Origin of the sequence: Comamonas sp. CMM03 (assembly GCF_019218715.1) — a bacterium.
Taxonomy (GTDB): Bacteria; Pseudomonadota; Gammaproteobacteria; order Burkholderiales; family Burkholderiaceae_C; genus Comamonas; species Comamonas terrigena.
On the sequence record NZ_JAHUXB010000004.1, the window covers coordinates 75,516 to 99,695 of the forward strand.

Consider the following 24,180-nt stretch of genomic DNA (forward strand, 5'->3'; position numbering starts at 1 on the left):
TCCCGGCGCCCGTCAGCAACAAAGGCACCCTGCGGGGTGCCTTTTTGCATGGTGGCATGCCGCCAGCGGAACTAAAGGTGCTGCAGGTGGGGCGGCAGTCAGTAGGTGCGTCCGCCTTTGTACAGCGCATGCTGGCGGCGCTGCAAGGTGGTCTCCTGGGCCAGCCGGTCCATCACATGGCCGGCATGGGCATGGGTGATGGCCAGGCCCAGTGCATCGGCCGCATCGGGGCCGGGCAGACCGGGTAGCTGGAGCATGCGTTTGACCATCTCCTGCACCTGGTCCTTGGCTGCTCGGCCGTGGCCGGTGATGGCTTTCTTCATCTGCAGCGCCGTGTATTCGGCCACCGGCAGCCCGTGCATCACCAGTGCCGCAATGGCTGCCCCCCGGGCCTGCCCCAGCAGCAGCGTGGACTGGGGGTTGACGTTGACGAAGACGATTTCGACGGACGCGGTGGCCGGCTGGTAGCGGGTGATGACCTCTCCAATGCCTTCGTACAGGATTTTCAGCCGCGCCGGCAGATCGCCCAGTTCCACCCCGGGCGTGCGCGTGGTGCGGATGGTGCCGCAGGCCACATAGCGCAGTTGCTGGCCTTCGCGGTCCACCACGCCGAAGCCGGTGGTTTGCAGGCCGGGGTCGATACCGAGAATGCGCATGAAAAAGTGCTGTAAACAAAGAGGAGTCGGCGCACACCGCGCCGCCCGGCGATTGTGCCCCATGCCCGGGATACACTGCGCGTCCTGCTTGTTTGCCCGCTGTGTGTGCCCATGTCCCTGCCTGTCCATCGACGTCTGTTGCGCGCCTTGTGGCGCGGAGTGTGGGGGCTGGGTGCCGCCGTGCTGCTGTTCCTGGGCTGGCGCATCGCGGTGCTGGCCACCACGCCCGCTGAGCGCCAAGCGGACGTCGTGCAGCAGGTCTTCAGCACCGAAGCCCTGCCGCCTTTCACGCCGGAGCACCTGGCCCTGGTACGCGGCTTGCGGGTCTGGTGGCTGCCGGTGGAGTCCGGGGCGCCGGGCGTGGACCCGCGGCAGCCGCTGCGGGGGGCAGATTCCAGCGCGTCCAGCGTGCAGCTGGCGCAGCAGTTGCTGGCGACCGACGATGCGGCGCTGGCCATGCGGAGGCTGGTGGAGGTGGCGCGCTGGGTGTACCCCTTTGTGGAGCGGGCCCGCCTGGCGCCGGGGCGCTATGCGGTGCCTGCCGAGTTGCAGGCGCAGCTGCCCGGGGTGCAGCAGGGCCAGTTCCAGCTGCGTGCAGAACATCTGACGCTGCTGCGCGGCGCCATCTGGCAGGAGCTGACGGGGCCCAGCCTGGACGCGGTGCTGGCCGAAAGCACCGAGGCCGAGCCGCTGTGGCCCATGCCCTTCATCGACGGCAAGCGCCCCTATGGCGACCGGTCCTACTACACCATCGACATGGCGGAGCTGCTGGGCAGTCCGTTCGCACTGGATGCGCGCGGCCACGCCATCATCGTGCCGGCCCGCGATGCGGCGCTGAAGCGCCTGCATGAGGAAACGCTGACCGCGCTGCAGCTGCTGTTCCTGTACGGCGAGATGGACGGGATGGCGCCTTTACGGTAGCGGCGTGGCCGCCATGCGGCGCTGGATGGCGCTGCTGCGCTGGTTCAGGTAGGGCGAGCGCGGGTTGGCCTCGAAGTGGCGCGGGTTGGGCAGCATCACCGCCAGGCGGGCGGCTTCGGCCGGGGTCAGCCCGGCGGCGCTCTTGCCGAAGTAATGCCGGGCTGCGGCCTCGGCGCCAAAGATGCCGTTGCCCCATTCCACGCTGTTGAGGTAGATCTCCAGAATGCGCTGCTTGCTCAGCAGCAGTTCCAGCAGATGGGCCAGCACCAGCTCCTGGCCTTTGCGCAGCATATTGCGCTCGCCGGACAGCAGCAGGTTCTTGGCCAGCTGCTGGGTGATGGTGGAGCCGCCAAACAGGCGCGCAGGCCGGGTGGACTGCTTGCGCGCCGCGCGGTGTTCTTCCTTGGCATTGCGCTCCATGGCGCGTTCGATGGCGTCCCAGCGCACGCCGCCGTGTTCCACGAACTGGTCGTCTTCCGAGGTCAGCACGGCGCGCTTGAGGTGGTCCGAGATCTGGGCATAGTCCACCCAGCGCTGCTGCCAGGGACGCTCGGCACCATCTTTCCACTGCTGCCACATTTCCGAGCGCTGGAAGGTGGTGGATTCGGGCGCCACCACCACCATCAACCCGATGCGCAGCACAAAGAACAGCTGCAGTCCCACTGCCGCCAGCAGCACCAGACCCAGCCAACGTTCGAATGCCTTCATGCGCAGACTCCGTCGGCCCTGGCTCAGTGGGCGGCTTCGGTGGCCAGCAGGGCGCGCAGTTCGGCCAGCACCTGGGCCGAAGGCGGGCGCACACCGCGCCACAGCGCGAAGGATTCCGCGGCCTGTTCCACCAGCATGCCCAGGCCGTCGCGGCCCGTGGCGCCGTGCAGCGCGGCCCAGTCCAGGAACGCGGCGGCGGCGGGGCCGTACATCATGTCGTAGGCCAGGCTACCGGGACGCAGCACCGTGGCCGGCACGGGAACGCCCGCACCCTGCAGGCTGGCGGCCGTGCCATTGATGACCACGTCAAAGTCACCGTCCAGCGCCTGCTGCGCTTGTGCCTGCAGCACCACGTTCTGGCGTGCTGCCAGTTCCGCATGCTGGGCGACCAGCGCTTCGGCCTTGGCCGCCGTGCGGTTGCAGACCAGGATGCGGCGGGGCGACTGCTCCAGCAGCGGGCCGAGCACGCCGGCCGCGGCGCCACCGGCGCCGATCAGCAGAATGTCCTTGCCGGCCAGTGCCACGCCGGCATTGCGGGTGATGTCGGCCACCAGGCCCAGGCCGTCGGTGTTGTCGGCATACCAGCTGCCATCGCTCTGCCGGGCCAGGGTGTTGGCCGCGCCGGCCAGCGCCACGCGCGGGCTCTGCCGGGCGGCCGCCTGGGCGGCTTCCAGCTTGAAAGGCACGGTGATGTTGCAGCCCTGGCCGCCGGCGGCGGCGAAGCCCGCCAGTGCCGTGGCAAAGCCGTCCAGCGGCGCCAGGCAGCGGTCGTACTGCAGCGCCTGGTCGGTCAGCGCGGCGAAGCGGGCGTGGATCCAGGGCGAGCGGCTGTGGGCCACGGGGTTGCCCATTACGCAGTAGGAGTCAGGAGCAGCAGTCATGTGTGGGCGCTGGCCAACGGGCAGCGTGAAATCCGGAAAACAGGGCAGGGCCGCAGTGTCCGGGCAGGCATGGGGCGGCGGCGAAACGGCTGGGGTTCGCCGCGCAGCGGGGTGGTCTGCCGCTCACCGGACATCGGTCTGCAGCGTCTGGTCGCGGGTGAACTTGAAGCGGGACACCACGGCGATCTGGTCGGCCTTGGCGCGCATGGCCGGGCCAAAGTGGCCGTAGGGGCCGGCGGCGCGGGCAATGGCCTCGGCACGGGTGTCGAGCTGGCGGTTGCCCGAGCCCTGCACCACTTCGGTGGCCAGCACCTTGCCGTCGTGGTTGACGGTCAGGATCATGGTCAGCTCGCCATAGAGTTTCTTGCCGGCCTGCTCGGGGAAATTCTCGGTGCCCTTGTCTTCCACCTTGCGGCGCAGCGCGTCGTAGTAGACCGCGTAGACCTCCTCGCGCGTGGCGGGGCTGATGTAGCGTTTCTTGGGGCGGGCGTTTTCTTCGTTGATCCGCTTTTCGATTTCGGCCAGCAGCTTGACCAGCTGCTGGCGGCGTTCCTGTTCCTGCGCCGCCTGCTTGCTGGACGCCTGTGGGGTCGGGTCCTGCTGCGGCAGCGTGGCCAGTTGCTTGCGCAGCTGGGTCAGCAGCACGCTCTGCTGCTCCTGCATGGCGTCGATCTCGCGCTGGCGGTTCTCGAAATCATCGCCAATGGCCGTGATGGCCGAGTAGGGCATGGGGCTGGTGGCCCGGCCCTGGGCCGCATCGCCGCCTCCGGCCAGCGCCGCCTGGGCAATGGCCTGGGCTTTTTCCGGCCGTTCCTGGGTGTGGGCGTTGACCAGAATCACCTCCAGCGGGGTGTCCTGGAACACGCGGTTGAACTGCTCGGGCGCCACAAAGCGCACGCTCAGCAGCACCGCGTGGACGGCCACCGAGACCCCCAGTGCAATCGACAGGGGGGACAGGGAGCGGAGGGCGGCAGGCAGGGTCACGGAGCGGGATTATCGGCGCTGGCGCCTTCGCTGTCGTTTACATCCACGGCAATGGCGATCGGGCCGGCCACGTTGTCGTCTTCTTCCGACACCTCGTCCACCGGTGCGTCGTCGCTGGTGTCATCCGGGTCGTCCAGGCGCTCCAGCACCGTGCCGTGGATGTCCAGCGTGATCTCGTCGATCTCGCCCAGCTTCACGCGGATGCGGGCGCCACGCGGCAGGTTTTGCGCGCCCAGCACCGAGATCACCAGGGGCAGCGTGTCGGCGCGCACCAGCATCCCGGCGGGGCCGTTGTCCTTGATGACTGCGGCTTCCAGTTCGGTGATGCCGTTCTGTTCCAGATACTTCAGCGTCCAGAAGCGTTCCATGCCGGCCTGGTAGCCGTTGTAGGCACTGTAGGCGCCATCAAAGCTGCTGATGATGCCGAACAGCTCGGCATCCTTGGGCTTGAACGGTGCAGCCAGGGCGGCCGTGGCGCCGTGGCGGGCGCAGGCAATGATCTGCCACTGGTTCACCAGGTCGGTGTAGCGGCGCAGCGGCGAGGTGGCCCAGGAATAGGCTTTCACGCCGATGCCGGCGTGGGGCAGGGCCTTGGTGGACATGCGCACCTTCACGCCCGGGGCCAGGCTGGCCTGGCTGCGGTAGATGCCGGGCACGCCGTGCTCGGCCAGCATCAGGCCCCAGCTGCTGTTGGCGACGATGGCGGCCTCGGCCACGATCAGGTCCAGCGCGGCACCGCGCTTGCGCACGGTGATGCTGACCTTTTCGCTGCCGTTGGGCTCGCCGTCGCCATTGCCTTCCAGGCGGAAGGTGTAGTCGGGGCGCGAGAAGTTCTCGGGCTTGCCGCGCACCACTTCGCGCTCGGCCTTGAGGTGGCGCGCCAGCTTGTGCAGAAAGGACAGCTGGTCGCGCACGGCCAGCAGGTTGGCGGGGGTGTTCTCGACCTCGATGCTGCTGTCGCTCAGCCATTCCTCGGTGACGATGTGGTCCAGCTTGTCGTGGCGGAAATTGGTCACCACCGGCACGCGTTCCAGCCTGGTTTCCTTGGCCAGCACCTCGAACGTGGTTTCGTCATAGGTCACATACAGCGACACGGCGGGGTTGGCACGGCCTTCGTCCAGCGTGTAGATGCGCACCACCTCGTCCGGCAGCATGGTGATCTTGTAGCCGGGCATGTAGACCGTGGACAGGCGGTTGCGGCCCAGCTTGTCCAGCTCGGAGCCGGGCTGGATGGCCAGACCCGGCGCGGCAATGTGGATGCCCAGCGTGACCTTGCCGCTGCCCAGACCCTGGACGGACAGGGCATCGTCGATTTCGGTGGTCATCGAATCGTCGATGGAATAGGCCTGCACATCGGCCAGCGGCAGATCGGCCGGCGGCTGGGGGGCGGTGATGGCCGGGAAGCCCGTGCCCTTGGGGAAGTTGTCGAACAGAAAGCGCTGCCAGTGGAACTGGTAGGCCGAGTCGATGGCGCCGGCCGTTTGCAGCAGGTCCAGCGGTGCTTTCTGGGCATTGCGGCTGGCCTCGACCACGGCCTTGTATTCGGGGGCGTTCTTGTCGGGGCGGAACAGGATCTTGTAGAGCTGCTCGCGGATGGGCTGCGGGCAGGTGCCCGCCACCAGTTCCTGTGCCCAGCCGTCGATCTGGGCCTGGAGCAGCTTTTTCTTCTCGATGGCAGCCAGGGCCTGCTGCAGGATTTCGGCCGGCGCCTTCTTGAAACGGCCCTTGCCGGCGCGGCGGAAGTAGTGGGGGGCGCCATACAGCGCGAACAGCATGCCGGCCTGCTGGGCCAGCGGCGCGTTGTCGGAGAAATAGTCGCGCGCAATGTCGGCAAAGCCGAACTCTTCTTCGGGGGCGAATTCCCAGGCCAGGTCCAGCTCCACGGTGGCGGCAATGGCTTCGGCCTCGGCCATCAGTGCTGCCGGCTCGGGCTTTTCGAACTTCAGCAGGATGTTGGCAGCCTTGACCTTGACCCGTTTGCCGGTGCCAAGCTCGATTTGGGAGGAGGACTCGGCCTCGGACAGGATACGGCCAGCCAGGAATTTGCCGGCGTCTTCAAACAATGCGTGCATGGCCGGCATTTTCCCATGCCGGCTTTGCCCTTTCGTCGCAGTGGCACCACGGGGGATGACGGGCTGCGTGTTCAGGCCAGTTGCAGAAAGTCGCAGATGTCGGGGATATAGGCCTCGAAACCGCTCAGCGCATGGTCGCTGCCTTCGATGAGGATGTGCTCGGCCAGCGGGTAGCGGGCCAGCATCTCACGCCAGTCCAGCAGCTCGTCGCCCTTGGCAAACAGGCCCAGCTCCCGCCCGGCCGGAGCCTTGCCGTGCAGGCCCAGGGCCTGCAGCTCGGGAATGTATTCGGGGCGGAAGAAAAAGCGGGTCTCCGGGTCGTGCCAGCTGCTGTGCTCGCCGATATAGCGCTCCAGGTCGCGGTCGGGGTAGGCGGCCGGGTTGATCAGCACGCTGGGGCAGCCCTTGAGGTGAGCCACCCAGCTGGCATAGAAGCCGCCCAGCGAGGAGCCGATCACCGCCATCTGGTCTGCCGGCCAGTCGCGCACGCCGTCGGCCACCAGTTCCATGGCCTCCCGGGGGGACGGCGGCAGCTGCGGGCACCACCAGTGCACGTCCGGGTGGTGGTGGTGCACATGTGCCGCCATGGCCTGGGCCTTGGCCGATTGCGGGGAGGAGCGAAAGCCGTGCAGGTACAGCAGATGGGTGGTGGTCGCCATCCCTGCATGGTAGCCGCTGGGCCGCAGGGAGGGATGACAGCCAGGGTGCCCCCTGGCCGGTGCAGGGCGCAGCCGCCCCGCGATAATGGCGGGCTTATGGCCGCCGAAATCGACAAACCTTCCCTGCTGCAGCGCTTTGTGCCGCTGTTTCGCAACTTCGACTATCCGTTGCTGATGTGCGTGGGTTTGCTGGCGTGTATCGGTCTGCTGGCCATGTATTCCGCCGGCTATGACCATGGCACGCGCTTTGTGGACCATGGCCGCAACATGCTGCTGGCCGCCGGCCTGCTGTTCGTGGTGGCCCAGGTGCCGCCGCAGCGGCTGATGCTGCTGGCCGTGCCGCTGTACACGCTGGGTGTGGCCCTGCTGGTGGCCGTGCTGCTGTTCGGCATCACCAAGAAGGGGGCCACCCGCTGGGTGAATGTGGGGGTGGTCATCCAGCCTTCCGAGCTGCTGAAGATCGCCACGCCGCTGATGCTGGCCTGGTGGTTCCAGATGCGCGAGGGCCAGCGCCGGGCCATGGACTTTGTGATCGCCTTCGTGCTGCTGCTGGTGCCCGTGGGCCTGATCATGAAGCAACCGGACCTGGGCACCTCGCTGCTGGTGATGGCCGCAGGGCTGGCGGTGATCTTTTTTGCCGGGCTGTCCTGGAAGCTGATCGTGCCGCCGGTGGTGCTGGGCGTGGTGGGCATTGCGCTGATCATCTGGAACGAACCCACGCTGTGCGCCGATGGCGTGAGCTGGTACTTTCTGCACGATTACCAGCGCACCCGTGTGTGCACGCTGCTCGATCCCACGCGCGATCCGCTGGGCAAGGGGTTCCACATCATCCAGGGCATGATCGCCATCGGCTCCGGCGGCGTCTGGGGCAAGGGCTTTATGGCCGGCACACAGACCCACCTGGAATTCATTCCCGAACGCACCACCGACTTCATCTTTGCGGCCTTCTCCGAAGAGTTCGGGCTGCTGGGCAACAGCCTGCTGATCATCGGTTTCCTGCTGCTGGTGTGGCGCGGCCTGGCGATTTCCATCCACGCCAACACGCTGTTCGCGCGCCTAATGGGCGCGGCCGTGGCCATGATCTTCTTCACCTACGCCTTTGTGAACATGGGCATGGTCAGCGGCATCCTGCCGGTGGTGGGGGTGCCGCTGCCGTTCGTCAGCTATGGCGGCACGGCCATGGTCACGCTGGGGCTGGCGCTGGGGGTGCTGATGTCGGTGGCCCGCCACCAGCGCAACGTGCCCAAGGAAGTCGGCTCGCGTTTGTGAAGGATTGCCAGGACCGGTGACAGGCTCTTGCCTGCCGCGATGGGCTGGAGTACAACTGGCAGGCCGCCGTGTCGGATTTCTCTGGTGGGAAGTTCGCACGGCGGTTTTTTCATGTCCAGTTGTGAGGAGCAATGCCCATGGCCGCCAAATTCGCCCTGAAAAAGACCTCGAACGGCAAGTTCAGCTTCAACCTGCTGGCCGGCAACGGCCAGGTCATCCTGACCAGCGAGGTCTATGAGGCCAAGGCCAGTGCCAGCAACGGCATTGCCTCGGTGCGCAAGAACGCGGCCGATGTGGCGCGCTTTGACAAGCTACAGGCCAAGGACGGATCGCCGTATTTCACCCTCAAGGCCACGAACGGCCAGGTGATCGGCCAGAGCCAGATGTATTCCAGCGAGTCGGCGCGCGATGCCGGCATTGCCTCGGTGCAGGCCAATGCGCCCGAAGCGGCGCTGGACGACCAGACCGCCTGACAGCGCGGGTTCGCGCAGACCGGGTGCCGCACGGCGCCCAGCGGCCTGTTGCGGGGCGGGGGCATGGTGGCTTGCCTACAATGCTTGCCATGATCTCCCGCGAACCCACCATCGAGCGCCTGGCCACGGCCCGGCAACTGCTGCTTGAACCTTTTGGGCTGGACGAGCGCCACCTCGGCGCTGCGCTGGCCGAGATCCGTGCCCACCAGGTGGACGACGCCGACCTCTATTTCCAGTACACCCGCGCGGAAGGCTGGAGCCTGGAAGAGGGCATCGTCAAGACCGGCTCCTTCTCCATCGACCAGGGCGTGGGCGTGCGTGCGGTCAGCGGTGAGAAAACCGCTTTCGCGTACTCCGACGATATTTCCGAAGCCTCGCTGCTGGACGCAGCGCGGGCCGTGCGCGCCATTTCCTCGGCCACACAAAGCCGCAAGGTGCGCATTCCCAAGGCCAAGATCGCGCCCAGCCGCACGCTGTACGCCGGTCTGGACCCGATCGCATCCATGGACAGCACCGCCAAGGTGGAGCTGCTGGGCAAGGTCGAAACACTGGCCCGTGCCAAGGACCCGCGCATCGTGCAGGTGATGGCCGGCCTGGCCAGCGAGTACGACGTGGTCATGGTGGCCCGTGCCGATGGCACGCTGGCCGCCGATGTGCGCCCGCTGGTGCGTCTGTCGGTGACGGTGATTGCCGAGCAGAGCGGCCGCCGCGAGGTGGGGTCGTCTGGCGGTGGCGGCCGCTTCGGCCTGGCGTACTTCAGTGACGAGCAGATCGCCCAGTACGTGGACGAAGCCGTGGACCAGGCCCTGGTCAACCTCGAATCGCGCCCCGCACCGGCCGGCATGATGACCGTGGTGCTGGGCTCGGGCTGGCCGGGTGTGCTGCTGCACGAGGCCGTAGGCCATGGCCTGGAAGGCGACTTCAACCGCAAGGGTTCCAGTGCCTTCAGCGGCCGCATCGGCCAGCGCGTGGCCGCCAAGGGCGTCACCATCCTGGACGACGGCACGCTGACCGACCGCCGCGGTTCGCTGAACGTGGACGATGAAGGCTGCCCTTCGCAGGCCAATGTGCTGATCGAGGACGGCATCCTGAAGGGCTATATGCAGGACGCCATGAACGCCCGCCTGATGGGCGTCAAGCCCACCGGCAACGGCCGCCGCGAAAGCTATGCCCACCTGCCCATGCCACGCATGACCAACACCTACATGCTGGGTGGCGACAAGGATCCGCAGGAAATCGTCGCTTCCATCAAGAAGGGCCTGTACGCCACCAACTTCGGGGGCGGCCAGGTGGACATCACCAGCGGCAAGTTCGTGTTCTCGGCCAGCCAGGCGTACTGGGTGGAAAACGGCAAGATCCAGTACCCCGTCAAGGGCGCCACCTTGGTGGGCAACGGTCCCGAGTGCATGAAGAAGGTCAGCCTGATCGGCAACGACATGCGCCTGGACAGCGGCGTGGGCACCTGCGGCAAGGAAGGCCAGAGCGTGCCAGTGGGTGTGGGCCAGCCGACCATGCGCATTGACGGACTGACGGTGGGTGGTACCGCTTAATTATTGAAATTTTGCAGGATTCCTGTGTAGGTCATGCAAAACGCTGCGCTGTGCAAACGGTGTGGCGTTTTTTTTTGGGGTTTTTTGGAATTTTCCTGCGTTGGTGGATGAGGCGGGTGTTGCGCTGCCGCATGAGCGGTGCTACATTCAACCGCTATGCAAGTACGCAGCGCTTTCTATTTTTACTTTTGGTTCTCGGTCCCAGGCGGATGAGAGGCAAGCGCTCGCACACACGAACACCTCCCAAAAAACCGCCGAAGCTGAAAAGCCCGGCGGTTTTTTTTCACCCCTTCACTTTCCACACATCCAACAGGACCACGAGGCTGACATGAACGCTCACCACACCTCCTCCGGCGACGCTTGGTATCGCTCTGTGCAAAAGACTGAAAAGACTGGCCAGACCGACGACGAACGCATTGAGGACATTACCGTGTTGCCCCCTCCCGAGCACCTGATCCGCTTCTTCCCCATCGACGGCACGGCCGTGGAAACCCTGGTGAGTGGCACCCGCAACAGCATCCAGCGCATCATGCGCAACCAGGATGACCGCTTGCTGGTCATTGTGGGCCCCTGTTCCATCCACGATCCCGCCGCCGCACTGGAATACGCCCGCCGCCTGGCCGTGGTGCGCGAGCAGTACAAGGACCGCCTGGAAGTGGTGATGCGCGTGTACTTCGAAAAGCCCCGCACCACCGTGGGCTGGAAGGGCCTGATCAACGACCCCTACCTGGATGGCAGCTACCGCATCGACGAAGGCCTGCGCATTGCGCGCCAGCTGCTGATCGACATCAACCGCCTGGGCGTGCCGGCGGCCAGCGAGTTCCTGGACGTGATCTCGCCCCAGTACATCGGCGACCTGATAAGCTGGGGCGCCATCGGAGCCCGCACCACCGAAAGCCAGGTGCACCGGGAGCTGGCCTCGGGCATCTCGGCGCCCATCGGCTTCAAGAACGGCACCGACGGCAATATCCGCATTGCCACCGACGCCATCCAGTCCGCCAGCCGTGGCCACCACTTCCTGTCGGTGCACAAGAACGGCCAGGTGGCTATCGTCAATACCTCGGGCAACCCGGACTGCCACGTCATCCTGCGCGGCGGCAAGACCCCGAACTACGATGCTGCCCATGTGTCCGCCGCCTGTGCCGACCTGGAAAAGGCCGGCCTGCCGGCCACGCTGATGGTGGACTGTAGCCATGCCAACAGTTCCAAGCAGCACGAGCGCCAGAAGGATGTGGCCGCCGACATTGCCGACCAGATGCGTGGCGGTTCGAACCAGATCTTCGGCGTGATGCTGGAAAGCCATCTGGTGGCCGGCGCCCAGAAGTTCACCCCGGGCAAGGACGACGCCTGCGGCCTAGCCTACGGCCAGAGCATCACCGATGCCTGCATCGGTTGGGACGATACCCTGTCCACGCTGCAGGTGCTGGCCGACGCCGTGCAAGCCCGCCGCAGCGTGCTGGCGGAAGCCGAGCAGGCCCTGGTGGCCGCCTGAATGTAGCGGGGGCGACTTTTGCTCTGAAAAACAGAGCTTCAACCGCCTGTGCTACGCTGATTTCCATCAGTGATTGCCCTGAAAACAAGGAGTTGCCCATCCAGGCGGCTCCTTTTTTCATGGACACTGCGCAGATGCCCTCCGGGCCGTGTTCCGACCGTCTGGCGCTGGTTCGGGCCGGTGCCGGGCTGAGGCCATGGCGGGCGCAGCAGCGTCCACCATCCCCGATTTGTGAGAACGAAAGGCGCACTATGCAGCACGAAGTCATCATCAACCTGGCTGCGGGGCAGGAGCTCCGTATCGACCTGACCCATGTGCCAGCGATGGCGAACGAAGACGGCCGCCGCTGGCTGGACGAGCAGTTCACCGCACTGGAGTGCGAACCGCTGCGCCCCAGCGGCAAGGTGCTGCTGGCAGACAAGGTGCTGGTGGTGGCCCGTGCCGGTCAGCGGCAACTGCAGGGCGATGCCGTCTGGCGCGAGACCTTCGGCCGTGCGGCCGCTGCGGTGCTGCAGCGCCCGCTGATCCGTGTGGATGTGCCGGGCATGGCCATATCGTTCTGATGGCCCTGCCGGGCCGCTGTCTGGCGCCCCGGAGGGATCAGAGTGCCGGGGCTTGCGGGCCGTGGGCCAGCTGCTGCAGGGCTTCGCCCGTCATGCGGTAGCGAATCCATTCGCTCTGGGGCTTGGCGCCCAGGCTGTCGTAGAACGCAATGGACGGGGCGTTCCAGTCCAGCACGCTCCACTCGAAACGGCCGCAATCCTTGTCCAGGGCGATGCGGGCCAGGTGCTGCAGCAAGGCCTTGCCAGCGCCCACGCCGCGTTGCTGGGGCGTGACATACAGGTCTTCCAGATACAGCCCATGCTGGCCCTGCCAGGTGGAATAGTTGAAGAAGTAGATGGCAAAGCCGATGGGGGCGCCGTCCAGCTCGCAGATCAGGCCATGGGCTGTAGGCTGCGCCGCAAACAGCGTGCGGTGGATGTGTGCCGGGGTGGACTGCACCTCGTGCTCGGCTTTTTCGTAGATGGCCAGCTCGCGGATGAAGCGCAGGATGGTGTCGGTATCAGCGATGGTGGCCGGGCGGATGTTCAGTTGTGACATGAAAAAAAAGAGGAAAGAAATAGCTGCGTGCGCAGATGGTATATGTGCACGCAGCTATGAAATTGAATGGGGTTTTAGGGCCGGTTGGCCCTGGGGCGGGCTGGATCGCCCGCGCTTCAGGCGTGCAGCGGCTGCACCGGCATCTCCCAGCCGGCAAAGCGCTCCATGCAGCGGCGCACCACATGGAAGTGGTCTTCGAAGAACTGGGACTCCATGGACGGCAGGTCCTGGATGGGCACCCAGCGGGCCAGGGCCGCATCGTCGCCGCCGGTGACGGCGGGCAGAGCGGTGCCCGGGGCGTCGCCCAGGTCCAGCGCATGCACGTGGGTGATGGTGCGCCCGCGCAGGCTGCGGTCCGGGTGGTCGAACACTTCCACACCCTGCAGCCGCTCGCGCAGCTGGGTCTCGCTCAGCGGGAACAGGGTTTCCTCCTGCAGCTCGCGCAGGCAGGATTGCCACAGCGTATCGCGCGGCTCCACAAAACCGCCGGGCAGGGCCCACAGGCCTTTGCCGGGGCGATGGCCGCGCTGCACCAGCAGCAGCTGTTCGTTGCAGCGCACAAAGCCGTCGACCGTCACAAACACCGGCGGGTAGGGCGCGTTGGACCAGGCGGCCTGGTAGCCCCGGATCATCTGCCATTCCTGCTGGATTTCCGCGTACTGCGGCGTGCGCGCCCATTCCTGCAGAAAGCGCAGCACGGCGGGCGGCACCTGCGTCTCCAGTGCGGGCCACAGGGCGGCCAGTTCGGCGGTGGGCGTGCCCAGGTAGGCATCGCGCACGGGGGTGGCGTCAAAGTCGCCCTGGCGCGGCAGGCTGGCCAGCTCCCAACCGGGAAAGCGTGCCAGGTAGTCGCTGCTGACGTCCTTGAAATGGCCCACCAGCGCAATGCGGCCCCCCGGTGGCACCAGTGCCTGTACGCCGGCGCGCACGGCGGCCACCCAGCGGGGCTCGTCGTAGAAGTCGCGCATGGGCAGGCAGCGCACGCGGGCCTGGTCGGCGTTGGGCAGGGACGCGAGGATCAGCGCCGCGCGCTCCTGCCAGGTGAACGGGTTTTTGGGGCTGCGTGCCTGGCCGGCGCTGCCCAGTACCACCACCACCTGCTCGGCGCGCGCCAGTGCCTGTTGCAGCAAGGCCAGGTGGCCGTTGTGAAAAGGCTGGAAGCGCCCGATCAGCACGGCGGTGTGGGGAGCAGCTTTTGGTGCGGTCGTCATGGCAGGGTCTCCAGGGGCGGTGCGGTCACGCCCACCACAACGGGGGGTGGCCGCACAGGCGGTCTCGGTTGGGCGCTATTTTCGGTGCAGTTGCAGTCTGCTGGCGCACGGGCTGCTGCAATTTTGATAGATGCCTGCGCAGACCGGAATGGGGCTTTCTCCCCACTCCGGCGCGGCAGGCAGGGCAGGGCGGCCGTCATTCGCTCCAGTCATAGCTGGCTGCAATCGGCATCTGCCGGCCGCTGCCGAACGCACGCTGGCGCAGGCGGATGACCGGGGGGGTCTGGTGGCGCTTGTATTCGCTGCGGTGCAGCAGGTGGCGGACTTTCTCGACCATGGCCTTGCCCTCGGGGGTGGCCCGCAGCATGTTCACGGTCTCCTGCGCCGCCAGATGCTCGGCGGCAGACAGTCCGTTGCCTTCGATCAGCAGCTTGAGGATGGCGTCCAGCAGCGTGTAGGGCGGAAGGTTGTCCTGGTCGGTCTGCCCCGGTGCCAGTTCGGCCGATGGCGGCTTGTCGATGATGGTCTGCGGAATCACCTCGCGGCCATGGGTTTCGTTGATGTGGCGTGCCAGCGCAAACACCTCGGTCTTGTACAGGTCGCCCAGTAGGCCCAGGCCGCCGTTGGTGTCGCCATACAGCGTGCAGTAGCCCACCGACAGCTCGGACTTGTTGCCGGTGGTCAGCAGCAGGTGGCCATAGCAGTTGGAGTACTCCATCAGCACCGTGCCGCGCACGCGGGCCTGCAGATTCTCCAGCGTCAGGCCGCCCAGCGGTTCGCCAAAGCTGGCCTGGAACTGCTGGGCAAATGCATCGACCTGGGCGGCAATGGGGTGGTGGATCAGTTCCACGCCCAGATTGCGGCACAGGGCGACCGAATCGTCCACCGATCCGCTGCTGGAAATCCGGCTGGGCATGGTGATGGCGGTCACGTTCTCCGGTCCCAGCGCCTCGGCGGCCAGGGCCAGGGTCAGCGCGCTGTCGATGCCGCCGCTGCTGCCCACCACCACCTTGCGAAAACCGCAGCGCCGGGCATAGTCACGCAGGCCCAGCCGGGTCTGTGCGCGGTAGAAGGCCATGGTGGACAGGCCTTGCGCGGGCACGGGCCGGGTGGGCGTGCCATTGCCCAGGGAGAAACAGCCGCGGTGCAGTTGCAGCGTGGTGATGTGCTCGGCAAAGCGCTCGGCCTCGAACACCACGCCGCTGGCGGGCTCGATGGCAAACGAGGCACCGTCGAACACGATCTGGTCATGTCCGCCCACCTGGTTGACATAGACGATGGGCAGGCCGTGGCGGCGCGCGGCGGCACTGAACACCTGGTGGCGCTGTTCGCGCCGGCCCACGTTGGAGGGGCTGGCATTGATGCTGACCACCACGTCGGGGGCGGCGTCGGCCATGCGTTCGAACGGGTTCACGGCATAGTCGCTGCCGCTGTCGTTCCAGCCGTCTTCGCAGATCAGAAAGCCCACCTGGGCATCGCCCACGCGCAGTACCTTGGCCACATCGCGCCCGGGCTCGAAATGGCGGCGCTCGTCAAAGATGTTGTAGGTGGGCAGCAGCTGCTTGTCGTACTGCAGCTTGACCTGGCCGTCCTGCAGCACCAGCAGGCTGTTGTGCAGGCGCTTGCCCGGGCCGTGGGCGGGCGTGGGGGCTCCCACCACCCAGCACAGTCCGGGCCACTGGCGCGTGGCGGCCAGCAGTTCCTGCAGGCCGCGCGCGCAGCGGGCCAGGAAGGCCGGCTCGTCCAGCATGTCCTCGGGGTAGTAGCCGCACAGCGACAGCTCGGAAAACACCACCAGGTCTGCCTGGGCCTCGTGGGCCTGGCGTGCGGCTGTTTCCATTTTGCGCAGATTGCCGGAGACGTCGCCCACCGTCATGTTCAGTTGGGCCAGGGTGATGCGCAGCATGGAGGACTCCTTGAAAGCTGGGATTCGGTGCAGGGGCAGTGTCGGTGGCCGGCGTTCAGGCCGCAGCAGGGATGTGGAACACCTGGCGCAGGTAGGCGAGGTAGGTCTCGTCTTCGCACAGCGTCTTGCCCGGCGTGTCGGAGATCTTGGCCACCGGCTGGCCGTTGGCGCGGGTGAGCTTCATCACGATGTTCAGGGGCTGCAGGCCCACGTCATTGGTGAGGTTGGTGCCGATGCCAAAGCCCAGCTGGATGTGCGGGGCGAAGTGACGCCACAGGGCCAGCGCCTTGTCCAGGTCCAGCCCGTCGGAGAACACCAGGCGCTTGCTGTGGGTGTTGATGCGCAGCTTGCGGTAGTGGCGCAGGGCTTTCTCGCCCCACTCGAAGGGATCGCCCGAGTCGTGGCGCAGACCATCGAACAGCTTGGCAAAGTACAGGTCGAAGTCTTCCAGGAAAGCATCCATGCCCACGGTGTCGGTCAGCGCAATCCCCAGGTCGCCCCGGTATTCCTGCACCCAGTCTTCCAGCGCGGCCTTCTGGAAATCGCGCAGGCGCACCCCTTGCGACTGGTAGCTCTGCATGTATTCATGGGCCATGGTACCGATGGGCGAGATGTCCAGATCGCGCGCCAGCAGCACGCTGGACGTGCCCTTGAACCACTGCGGCACCTCGCGTGCCAGGGTGCTGACCACTTCGCGCTGCCAGGTGCCGGAAAAGCGCCGGCGCAGGCCGAAGTCCGATACCTCGAACGGGTGGGCCAGCGTGGGGCCGCCCTTCAAGGCACGCATCTGGTCGATCTTGGCCTGCAGGCGGCGGCGCCCTTCCTCCAGCGTGCCGGGCTGCTGCAGGCGGCGGAAATACAGCTCGTTGACGATGCACAGCACCGGAATCTCGAAGCCCATCACATGCACCTGGGGGCCATGGGCTTCGATGGCCAGGCTGCCGTCGGTCTGGCCTTTGACGGTGATGAAGTCCCGCTGGTACTGGAACAGGCGCAGGTAGTCGATGAAGTCGCTCTTGATGTAGCGCAGGCTGCCCACGTAATCCAGCTCGTCCTTGGTGAAGCGCAGATCGCAGAGGTGGTCGATTTCGGCGCGCACCTCGGCTTCCAGTTCGGCCAGCGGAAAGGCCGTGGCATTGCGGCAGGCAAAGCGGTACTCGGCGGTGGTCTGGGGGTTGCGGTGCAGCATGGCCTGCCACATGGTGAACTTGTACAAGTCCGTGTCGAGCAGGCTGGTGATGATGGGCGTCATGCCGTTGTCTCTTCAAAAATAGGAGCTTCTGCCGTTGATGCAGGCGGCTCCTGAGCCTAATTTCTTATAAACCGAATGCAGTGCTGCTGGTGCAGCGTACACCCAAGTCGCGCATCTGCTGCACCAGGCCATCGTGCGCGGCCTCGAAGCCGGTCACCGGGCTCATGCAGTCGGTCAGCAGTACCAGGCGGTCGGGGGCCATACCGCTGTGCTGCACGATGTGCTCGACGGTGGCGCGCACGCAGTGGCTGCTGGCTTCGCCAGCGATCACCACGGTGTCGAAGGCGGCCAGGTGGGTGAGCAGGGTGCGGTTCAGGCTGGTGCCAGGGTCTTGCGGATCGGGCACTTCGGCGCGGATGGCGCTGTAGTGCTCGGACCATGGGTTCATGCCCTTGAACACATGGTGCACGGCGCGCTGCTGCACGGCCTGCCAGTGGCGGCAGGCCTGCAGCACATCGGCATGCACGCCATGGCCCCAGCTGCCGATCTCGCAGTGCAGCGGCCAGACCATCAGGGTGTAGCGGCCTTCTGCTTCCAGCGCGTCCAGGTAGCGCAGCACGCGGGGAAGGGCGGCGGCGTCGTGCGGCGTGAAGTCGCCGGAGCGCACCTGGGCAGCGGTGATGGGGGTGAACGGGGCCACGGCGCTGCCATCGCGCTGCTGCCAGAACGCGGGGTGGGCCACGTCGTAGGCCTGGTGCGAGTCCAGCGTGATGGTGATGCCGTCCAGCCGCGCAGCGTGGCGGTCGATCCAGCCGGCCAGGCGCTGCATATCGGCATGGGCCCCGGCCACCGACAGCGCAGGGCCGGTGGTGGCGGGCCTGCCCGGCAGCGCGGCCGGCCACCAGGTCGCAGGCAGATCGCAGAAATCGTTTTGGGGGTCGATGACCAGCAACTGGGTCGTGGATGCCATGGTGTCTCTCCTCGTTGCGGTCAGTGTAAACCTGTTAAATCAACTTTGCAACTAAGTGATTGAACGCAGGTTTGGGTACAGTGCTGCAAGTTGTCAATAGGAATTGGATGGCTCGCAGGCATACTGTGGTGTAAAAAAGGACTTGGTATCACGATGAATCAAACAGAGGCGCCATATCCGCAGGTACTGGTCAGCGTGGACACGGTGGTGCTGACGCTGCAGGACGATGCGCTGCACGTGGTGCTGGTGCGCCGCAGCCAGCCGCCGTTTGAAGGTGTCTGGGCCTTGCCGGGTGGCTATATCCATGCCCAGGAAGACGCCGATGCCCAGGACAGCGCCGTGCGGGTGCTGCGGGACAAGGTGGGCATTGCGGGTGCCTATCTGGAACAGCTGGCCACGTTCAGCGGCCCGGCGCGCGATCCGCGTGGCTGGTCGGTGGCCATTGCCTATTGCGCCCTGGTGTCCAGTGCACAGCTGCCGCCGCATGACGGGGTGAAACGGGTGCCGGTGGCGGCCCTGGGCCAGCTGCCGTTCGACCACCATGCCATCGTGGCGGCCGCGCTGGCGCGGGTGCGCAACAAAAGCCAGTACTCCTCGCTGCCTGTGCACCTGTGCGGCGAGACATTCACCTTGCCCCAGCTCCAGCAGGTCTATGAAAGCATCCTGGGCGAGCCGCTGAACAAGGTCAGCTTTCGCCGCAAAATGGATGAAATGCAGCTGCTGGAAGCCGTGCCCGGTGCCATGCGCAGCGGTGGCGCCCACCGTCCGGCCCAGCTGTACCGGGTGCGTGCGCCGTTCCAGCAGGCGCTGGCGCTGAGCGTGCGCGGGCTGTAGCAGCGCTTGCCGGTCGTGAAAAAGCCTGCGCAAGGCAGGCCGGGTGGAGAGTGGGAGGGCTGCTAGGCGACGGCGCCGATCCCCAGCAACGCCAGCACCACAAAGATGACGGCGACCACGATGAAGATATAGAACAGGATCTTGGCGATTCCGGCGGCGCCGGAGGCCACGCCGGTAAAGCCCAAGACCCCGGCGACCAGCGAGATGATGGCAAAGATGATGGCCCACTTCAGCATGTGCGCACCTCCTAGGTTGTTGACGATGGCCCCAGGGTAGGCCGATTCGGGGGTGGCCGCGTGCAGGGCAGGGCTGCAATCCGGGTAGGCCAAGGACGACAATGGCGGCGCCCCAGACACGGCGGGGCATGGCCGGGCCGGGCATGAAAAAAGCCAGGCAGAGCCTGGCTTGGGAGGGAGCGGTACCGAAGAATTACTTCAGGCCGGCAGCGGCGCGCAGTGCGGCCGCCTTGTCGGTACGTTCCCAGGTGAATTCCGGCTCTTCGCGGCCGAAGTGGCCGTAAGCCGCGGTCTTGCTGTAGATGGGGCGCAGCAGGTCCAGCATCTGGATGATGCCCTTGGGGCGCAGGTCGAAGTGCTCGGCCACCAGCTTGGAGATCTGGTCGTCGGGGATCACGCCCGTGCCTTCGGTGTACACGGTGATGTTCATCGGGCGGGCTACGCCGATGGCGTAGGCCACCTGCACCTGGCACTGGCGTGCCAGACCGGCGGCGACCACGTTCTTGGCCACATAGCGGGCGGCGTAGGCTGCCGAGCGGTCCACCTTGGACGGGTCCTTGCCCGAGAAAGCGCCGCCGCCGTGGGGGCAGGCACCACCGTAGGTGTCCACAATGATCTTGCGGCCGGTCAGACCGCAGTCACCTTGCGGGCCGCCGATGACGAAACGGCCCGTGGGGTTGATCAGGTACTTGGTGTTCTGCAGCCATTCGTTGGGCAGCACGGGCTTGATGATCTCTTCGATGATGGCTTCGGTGAACGATGCCTTCATCTTGGTCGCGGTTTCCGACTGGTCGGGGCTGTGCTGGGTGGACAGCACCACGGTGTCGATGCTGTGGGGCTTGCCGTCCACATAGCGCATGGTCACCTGGCTCTTGGCGTCGGGGCGCAGGAAAGGCAGGCGGCCATCCTTGCGCAGCTGGGCCTGGCGTTCCATCAGGCGGTGGGCGTAGTAGATGGGGGCGGGCATCAGCTCGGGCGTTTCATCGCAGGCGTAGCCGAACATCAGGCCCTGGTCGCCGGCGCCGATGTTCAGTTCGTCGTCGCTGGCCTTGTCCACGCCCTGGGCGATGTCCTGGCTTTGCTTGTCATAGGCCACCAGCACGGCGCAGCCCTTGTAGTCGATGCCGTAGTCGGTGTTGTCGTAGCCGATGCGCTTGATGGTGTCGCGGGCCACCTGGATGTAGTCCACGTTGGCGCCGGTGGTGATTTCACCGGCCAATACCACCAGACCGGTGTTGGTCAGTGTCTCTGCCGCCACGCGGCTGTAGGGGTCTTGGGTGAAAATGGCGTCCAGAATCGCATCGGAAATCTGGTCCGCAACCTTGTCGGGATGGCCTTCCGAGACGGATTCGGAGGTAAAAAGAAAATCGTTCGCCATTGAATAAACTCCTGTTCTAGCCGATTGCGTTGCTCGGCCAAAGGAGTCGGGCGAACGCTTTAGCAGTTTTGTTTTACGTCGCCCTGCAAGTTGCTCTGTTAACTCGGCGACAGCCCCTATTCTAATGCTTTCCCTGTTTCGAATTTTTTCCGCGTTGCCATTGGGCCTGCTGCATGCCGTGGGTGCTGCCATGGGCTGGCTGGCATGGCTGCTGTCGCCCACCTACCGGCGCCGCTTCCTGGCCAACACTGCGCAGGCGGGCTACCGCTTCGGGGAGGTGGCCGCGGCGGTGGGGCATGCCGGTCGCATGGTGTTCGAGTCCCCGCGCCTGTGGGTGCGCACCACCCAGGTCAACACCATCCATGGGGCCGAGGTGGTGGAGCAGGCCTGGGCGCGCGGCAAGGGTATTCTGTATCTGACGCCGCATCTGGGCTGCTTCGAGCTGTCGGTGCAGGCCGCCGCGCAGCGCTGGTCGGGGGAGCATGGGCCCATCACCATCCTCTACCGTCCGGCCAAGCAGGCCTGGCTGGCCGAGCTGATGCTGACGGCGCGCAACCGCGCCGGCATCCAGGCGGTGCCCACCAATCTGTCGGGGGTGCGCCAGATGATCAAGGCCCTGCGCAAGGGCGAGGCCGTGGGCCTGCTGCCCGACCAGGTGCCTCCGGACGGCCAGGGGCAGTGGGCGCCGTTCTTCGGCAAAGAGGCCTACACCATGACGCTGGCTGCGCGCCTGGCGCTGCAGACCGGCGCCACCGTGGTGCTGGCGCGCTGCGAGCGCCTGTCCTGGGGGCGGGGGTTCGAATTGTTTTTTGAGGAAATGCCGGTGCCACTGTCTGACGAGCTGGAGGCTGCCGTGGTGCAGATCAACCAGGCCATGGAGCACACCATCCGCCAATGCCCGCAGCAGTATCTGTGGGGCTATGGCCGCTACAAGCTGCCACGCAAGGAAGCCGTGGCTGAAGCGGCCGCGCAGAAAGCCGACGCATGAACTGGAGCAAGCTGGGTATCGGCCTGATGCATGTCCTGGCCACACTGCCGCTGCCGGTGCTGCGTGGCATGGGGCGTGGACTGGGCCATCTGCTGTTTCTGCTGGCGCGCCCGCGCCGCAAGGTGGCGCTGCGCAATTTCGAGCTGTGCTTTCCGGAGGTGCCCGAAGCCCAGCGCAAGGCCTGGGCCAGGGAAAGTTTTGTGGTGTTCTGCCAGACCTTTCTGGATCGCAGCTGGCTGTGGTTCGGCTCCGAGGCGCTGGTGCGCAGCCGGGTCAAGCTGGTGGGTGCCACGCACGAGCTGGAGGGTGATACGCCGACCATCGTGTTTGCCCCCCATTTCTACAGCATGGATGCCGGCGGTCTGGCGCTGCCCTTGAACACCACGCGCGAATTCACCTCCATCTTCGCCACCAACCCCAACCCGGTGCTGGACGACTGGTTCATGACTGGCCGCCAGCGTTTTGGCAATGTGAAGATGCTCAACCGCGCCGATGGCGTGAAGCCCATCATCCAGTGCCTGCGCAAGGGAGGTCTGCTGTACCTGCTGCCGGACATGGACTATGGTCGCAACGATTCGGTCTTTGTGCCGTTCTTTGCCGTGCCCGAAGTGGCGACCATTCCCTCGCTGTCGCGCTTTGCCCGGCTGGGCAAGGCCAAGGTGGTGGCGCTGTACAACCGCATGACGCCCGAGGGCTATGTGGCCGAGCTCACCCCCGCCTGGGAGGACTTTCCCACCGATGACCATGTGGCCGACACCGCCCGCATGAACCGCGAGCTGGAAGCCGCCATCCGCACCATGCCGGCCCAGTACTACTGGGTGCACAAGCGCTTCAAGACGCGGCCCGAAGGCCAGCCTTCGCTGTACCGGTGATTCAGTGATTCACTGATTCACTGATTCAGTAATCCAAAGGCAGATCGGCTGTCGATGCACTCTGGGTCGGTGCGGGCGCCGTGCGGTGGGTGAGCGCGGACAGCAGCAGCTGGTGCAGGCTGCGGATCACCACCGCGGGCTGCTCGTGCACCAGCCAGTGGCTGGCACCGGGCACGGGCTCCACCGTCAGGTGGGGTACCCACTGCTCCAGACCGTTCAGCAGCTCGGGCCGCAGCGCCACATCGTCCATGCCCCACAGCACCTGGGTGGGCACGGGGGTGCTCAGCAGGCTGTCGGGTAGCTGGAGCTGCAGGATGCTGTGGTCCGCCTCCCGCGGCGGCACCAGAGGGCTTGCGCTGTAGTAGTGGCAGGCCGTGGCCAGTGACTGTTGCCAGTGCGCCAGGTAACAGGCCTGCAGCTCGGGTGTCAGCCAGTCGGGCAGGGTGCCGGCCGGTGTGCGAAAGAAGTCCCACAGCCGCCGTGCGCCATCGGCCAGCAGCTTGTCGGCCGCATCGGGGCGGCGCAGAAAATGCATGTACTGGCTGGCTGCCTGCTGGGCCGGGTTGTGCTGCAGCTCGCGCAAGAATGTGCCGGGGTGGGGGGCGTTGATGATCAGCAACTGCTCCAGCAGTTGCGGGTGCTGGATGGCCAGGTTCCAGGCCAGTGCACCCCCCCAGTCATGGGCGATCACGCAGGCGGCTGGCTGGCCCGGGCTTTCGCGCGCGATCAGCTCCACCAGGTCCTGCACCAGGGCTTTGGGGCGGTAGGCCGCCACGTCGGCCGGCTGGCTGGAGTGGCCGTAGCCGCGCAGGTCGGGCGCCACGCAGCGCCACCGGTCGGAAAATGGCGTCATCACGCCATCCCAGATGAAGGCCCCTTCTGGAAAGCCGTGCACAAACAGCAACAGGGGTTTTCCAGGGGCTCCGCAGGCCCTGCAGTCCAGCGTGATGCCCTGGGGCAGGTGATGGCGGATGGTTTCGATCATGGCACCTCCGTGAGTTGGCGCCATATTCCCCAAAGTGCGGGGCGGCGTCTATGCGGTATTGCGCGGGCTGGCGCTGTCCGCCGCCGGGGCGTCTGCTGCGTGGGCCGGTGTGGCGGGCGCCAGACCTTCGGGGTGGCACCAATGCCAGAGCAGCTGGGCCACATCGTCCACGCCCTGCCTCTTGAGGGCCGAGAACAGGCGCACCTCGCCACCACCGGCATTGAGCTTGGTGATGGACAGCACCTTGGCCTGCTCGGCGCGGGTCAGCTTGTCGGCCTTGGTCAGCAGCACCAGGAACTTCAGGCCCTGGGCCACGCGCGGGCGCAGGGCGTCCAGCAGGGCTTCGTCCAGTTCGGTAAGGCCCAGGCGGGGATCGCACAGCAGCACCACGGCGGTCAGGCTTTCGCGCTGAATCAGGTAGTTCAGCATCACCTGCTGCCAGCGCTGCTTGTCCGAGCGGGACACTGCGGCATAGCCATAACCGGGCAAATCGGCCAGCACGGCGTCGGTGACGCCCTGTTTCCCCAGGGAAAACAGGTTGATGTGCTGGGTGCGGCCCGGTTTCTTGGACGCGAAAGCCAATTGCTTTTGCTGCGTCAAAGTGTTGATGGACGTGGATTTGCCCGCGTTGGAACGGCCCACGAAGGCAATTTCGGGGACGGTAATTTCGGGCAATTGGTGGAGTTGGGCGGCGGTTGTCAAAAACCGTGCCGTATGCATCCAGCCCATGGCCAGTTTGGGATCAATCAACGCAGTTTCTTGACCCGCAGCAAAAGCGGGATTGATGTTGGTCATGGGGTATATCTATGCGAAAGGGCCTCATTGTAGAATCCAGAGGTTTC

At 66.0% G+C, this 24,180-nt stretch carries 24 protein-coding genes; 9 read left to right on the forward strand and 15 right to left on the reverse strand.

The features are described 5' to 3' along the window. Positions 1–98 precede the first annotated feature (98 nt). Positions 99–656, reverse strand: a complete 558-nt coding sequence (ruvC, locus tag KW830_RS14260) for a crossover junction endodeoxyribonuclease RuvC (protein ID WP_066537759.1) — start codon at positions 654–656, stop codon at positions 99–101. A gap of 111 nt (positions 657–767) precedes the next feature. On the opposite strand from ruvC, the gene KW830_RS14265 reads away from it, so the two are divergent. Beyond that, positions 768–1,577 (forward strand): hypothetical protein, encoded by an 810-nt coding sequence (locus KW830_RS14265; RefSeq protein ID WP_227657922.1) that lies wholly within the window; start codon positions 768–770, stop codon positions 1,575–1,577. On the opposite strand, the gene mtgA is transcribed toward KW830_RS14265, so the two are convergent. From mtgA to KW830_RS14290, 5 genes are all read right to left on the reverse strand, one after another. Then, complete coding sequence (mtgA, locus tag KW830_RS14270; RefSeq protein ID WP_066537752.1) at positions 1,569–2,285, reverse strand: monofunctional biosynthetic peptidoglycan transglycosylase; 717 nt, start codon at positions 2,283–2,285, stop codon at positions 1,569–1,571. The two genes, KW830_RS14265 and mtgA, sit on opposite strands and share 9 nt — an antisense overlap. A 23-nt stretch (positions 2,286–2,308) precedes the next feature. Then, positions 2,309–3,166, reverse strand: coding sequence for a shikimate dehydrogenase (aroE, locus tag KW830_RS14275; protein ID WP_218333531.1), 858 nt, complete (start codon positions 3,164–3,166; stop codon positions 2,309–2,311). Between the two features lie 123 nt (positions 3,167–3,289). Then, on the reverse strand, positions 3,290–4,150 hold the full coding sequence (locus KW830_RS14280) for an energy transducer TonB (RefSeq protein WP_066537747.1): 861 nt from the start codon (positions 4,148–4,150) through the stop codon (positions 3,290–3,292). After that, positions 4,147–6,222: a ribonuclease catalytic domain-containing protein gene (locus tag KW830_RS14285; RefSeq protein ID WP_218333532.1), complete on the reverse strand. Its 2,076-nt coding sequence runs from the start codon at positions 6,220–6,222 to the stop codon at positions 4,147–4,149. The genes KW830_RS14280 and KW830_RS14285 overlap by 4 nt, the downstream gene beginning before the upstream one ends. Positions 6,223–6,293: 71 nt before the next feature. Next, positions 6,294–6,881 carry a YqiA/YcfP family alpha/beta fold hydrolase gene (locus KW830_RS14290; RefSeq protein ID WP_066537742.1) on the reverse strand — a complete coding sequence of 196 codons (588 nt, stop codon included), beginning with the start codon at positions 6,879–6,881 and terminating at the stop codon, positions 6,294–6,296. 96 nt (positions 6,882–6,977) lie between these two features. Between KW830_RS14290 and rodA the strand changes: the two genes are divergently transcribed. The 5 genes from rodA (at position 6,978) to KW830_RS14315 (ending at position 12,228) form a co-directional block, all read left to right on the forward strand. Continuing rightward, positions 6,978–8,150 (forward strand): rod shape-determining protein RodA, encoded by a 1,173-nt coding sequence (gene rodA / locus KW830_RS14295; RefSeq protein ID WP_218333533.1) that lies wholly within the window; start codon positions 6,978–6,980, stop codon positions 8,148–8,150. 137 nt (positions 8,151–8,287) lie between these two features. After that, complete coding sequence (locus KW830_RS14300; RefSeq protein ID WP_066537844.1) at positions 8,288–8,623, forward strand: YegP family protein; 336 nt, start codon at positions 8,288–8,290, stop codon at positions 8,621–8,623. Between the two features lie 89 nt (positions 8,624–8,712). Then, on the forward strand, positions 8,713–10,173 hold the full coding sequence (gene tldD, locus KW830_RS14305) for a metalloprotease TldD (protein ID WP_218333534.1): 1,461 nt from the start codon (positions 8,713–8,715) through the stop codon (positions 10,171–10,173). Between the two features lie 328 nt (positions 10,174–10,501). Beyond that, positions 10,502–11,665 (forward strand): 3-deoxy-7-phosphoheptulonate synthase, encoded by a 1,164-nt coding sequence (locus tag KW830_RS14310; protein WP_066537738.1) that lies wholly within the window; start codon positions 10,502–10,504, stop codon positions 11,663–11,665. A gap of 251 nt (positions 11,666–11,916) precedes the next feature. Next, the gene (locus tag KW830_RS14315; protein ID WP_066537735.1) at positions 11,917–12,228 is read left to right on the forward strand and encodes a hypothetical protein; all 312 of its coding nucleotides are present in this window, start codon (positions 11,917–11,919) and stop codon (positions 12,226–12,228) included. A gap of 37 nt (positions 12,229–12,265) precedes the next feature. On the opposite strand, the gene KW830_RS14320 is transcribed toward KW830_RS14315, so the two are convergent. From KW830_RS14320 to KW830_RS14340, 5 genes are all read right to left on the reverse strand, one after another. Next, entirely contained in the window at positions 12,266–12,766 is a 501-nt protein-coding gene (locus tag KW830_RS14320) for a GNAT family N-acetyltransferase (protein ID WP_066537732.1), read from the reverse strand. A gap of 116 nt (positions 12,767–12,882) precedes the next feature. Beyond that, complete coding sequence (locus tag KW830_RS14325) at positions 12,883–13,977, reverse strand: bifunctional nicotinamide-nucleotide adenylyltransferase/Nudix hydroxylase (protein ID WP_218333535.1); 1,095 nt, start codon at positions 13,975–13,977, stop codon at positions 12,883–12,885. Positions 13,978–14,173: 196 nt separating this feature from the next. Continuing rightward, entirely contained in the window at positions 14,174–15,883 is a 1,710-nt protein-coding gene (locus KW830_RS14330; protein WP_066537719.1) for an NAD+ synthase, read from the reverse strand. 55 nt (positions 15,884–15,938) lie between these two features. Continuing rightward, entirely contained in the window at positions 15,939–17,135 is a 1,197-nt protein-coding gene (gene pncB / locus KW830_RS14335; RefSeq protein WP_066537717.1) for a nicotinate phosphoribosyltransferase, read from the reverse strand. 64 nt (positions 17,136–17,199) lie between these two features. Beyond that, on the reverse strand, positions 17,200–18,045 hold the full coding sequence (locus KW830_RS14340) for a cysteine hydrolase (protein WP_218333536.1): 846 nt from the start codon (positions 18,043–18,045) through the stop codon (positions 17,200–17,202). A gap of 153 nt (positions 18,046–18,198) precedes the next feature. Here KW830_RS14340 and KW830_RS14345 point away from each other — a divergent pair, with 153 nt between their 5' ends. Then, positions 18,199–18,879 carry an NUDIX domain-containing protein gene (locus KW830_RS14345; protein ID WP_066537710.1) on the forward strand — a complete coding sequence of 227 codons (681 nt, stop codon included), beginning with the start codon at positions 18,199–18,201 and terminating at the stop codon, positions 18,877–18,879. 62 nt (positions 18,880–18,941) lie between these two features. Here the strand turns inward: KW830_RS14345 and KW830_RS14350 are convergent, their stop codons facing one another. Next, positions 18,942–19,115 (reverse strand): DUF1328 domain-containing protein, encoded by a 174-nt coding sequence (locus KW830_RS14350; RefSeq protein ID WP_083520464.1) that lies wholly within the window; start codon positions 19,113–19,115, stop codon positions 18,942–18,944. 193 nt (positions 19,116–19,308) lie between these two features. After that, positions 19,309–20,493 (reverse strand): methionine adenosyltransferase, encoded by a 1,185-nt coding sequence (gene metK, locus KW830_RS14355; RefSeq protein WP_066537706.1) that lies wholly within the window; start codon positions 20,491–20,493, stop codon positions 19,309–19,311. 124 nt (positions 20,494–20,617) lie between these two features. Here metK and KW830_RS14360 point away from each other — a divergent pair, with 124 nt between their 5' ends. Then, positions 20,618–21,481 carry a lysophospholipid acyltransferase family protein gene (locus KW830_RS14360; RefSeq protein WP_218333537.1) on the forward strand — a complete coding sequence of 288 codons (864 nt, stop codon included), beginning with the start codon at positions 20,618–20,620 and terminating at the stop codon, positions 21,479–21,481. Further along, positions 21,478–22,353 (forward strand): lysophospholipid acyltransferase family protein, encoded by an 876-nt coding sequence (locus KW830_RS14365; protein WP_066537701.1) that lies wholly within the window; start codon positions 21,478–21,480, stop codon positions 22,351–22,353. Before KW830_RS14360 ends, KW830_RS14365 begins: the two co-directional genes overlap by 4 nt. A gap of 25 nt (positions 22,354–22,378) precedes the next feature. On the opposite strand, the gene KW830_RS14370 is transcribed toward KW830_RS14365, so the two are convergent. Then, complete coding sequence (locus KW830_RS14370; RefSeq protein ID WP_218333538.1) at positions 22,379–23,338, reverse strand: alpha/beta fold hydrolase; 960 nt, start codon at positions 23,336–23,338, stop codon at positions 22,379–22,381. A 48-nt stretch (positions 23,339–23,386) separates the two neighbouring features. Then, positions 23,387–24,133, reverse strand: a complete 747-nt coding sequence (gene yihA / locus KW830_RS14375) for a ribosome biogenesis GTP-binding protein YihA/YsxC (RefSeq protein ID WP_066537698.1) — start codon at positions 24,131–24,133, stop codon at positions 23,387–23,389. Positions 24,134–24,180: the final 47 nt, after the last annotated feature.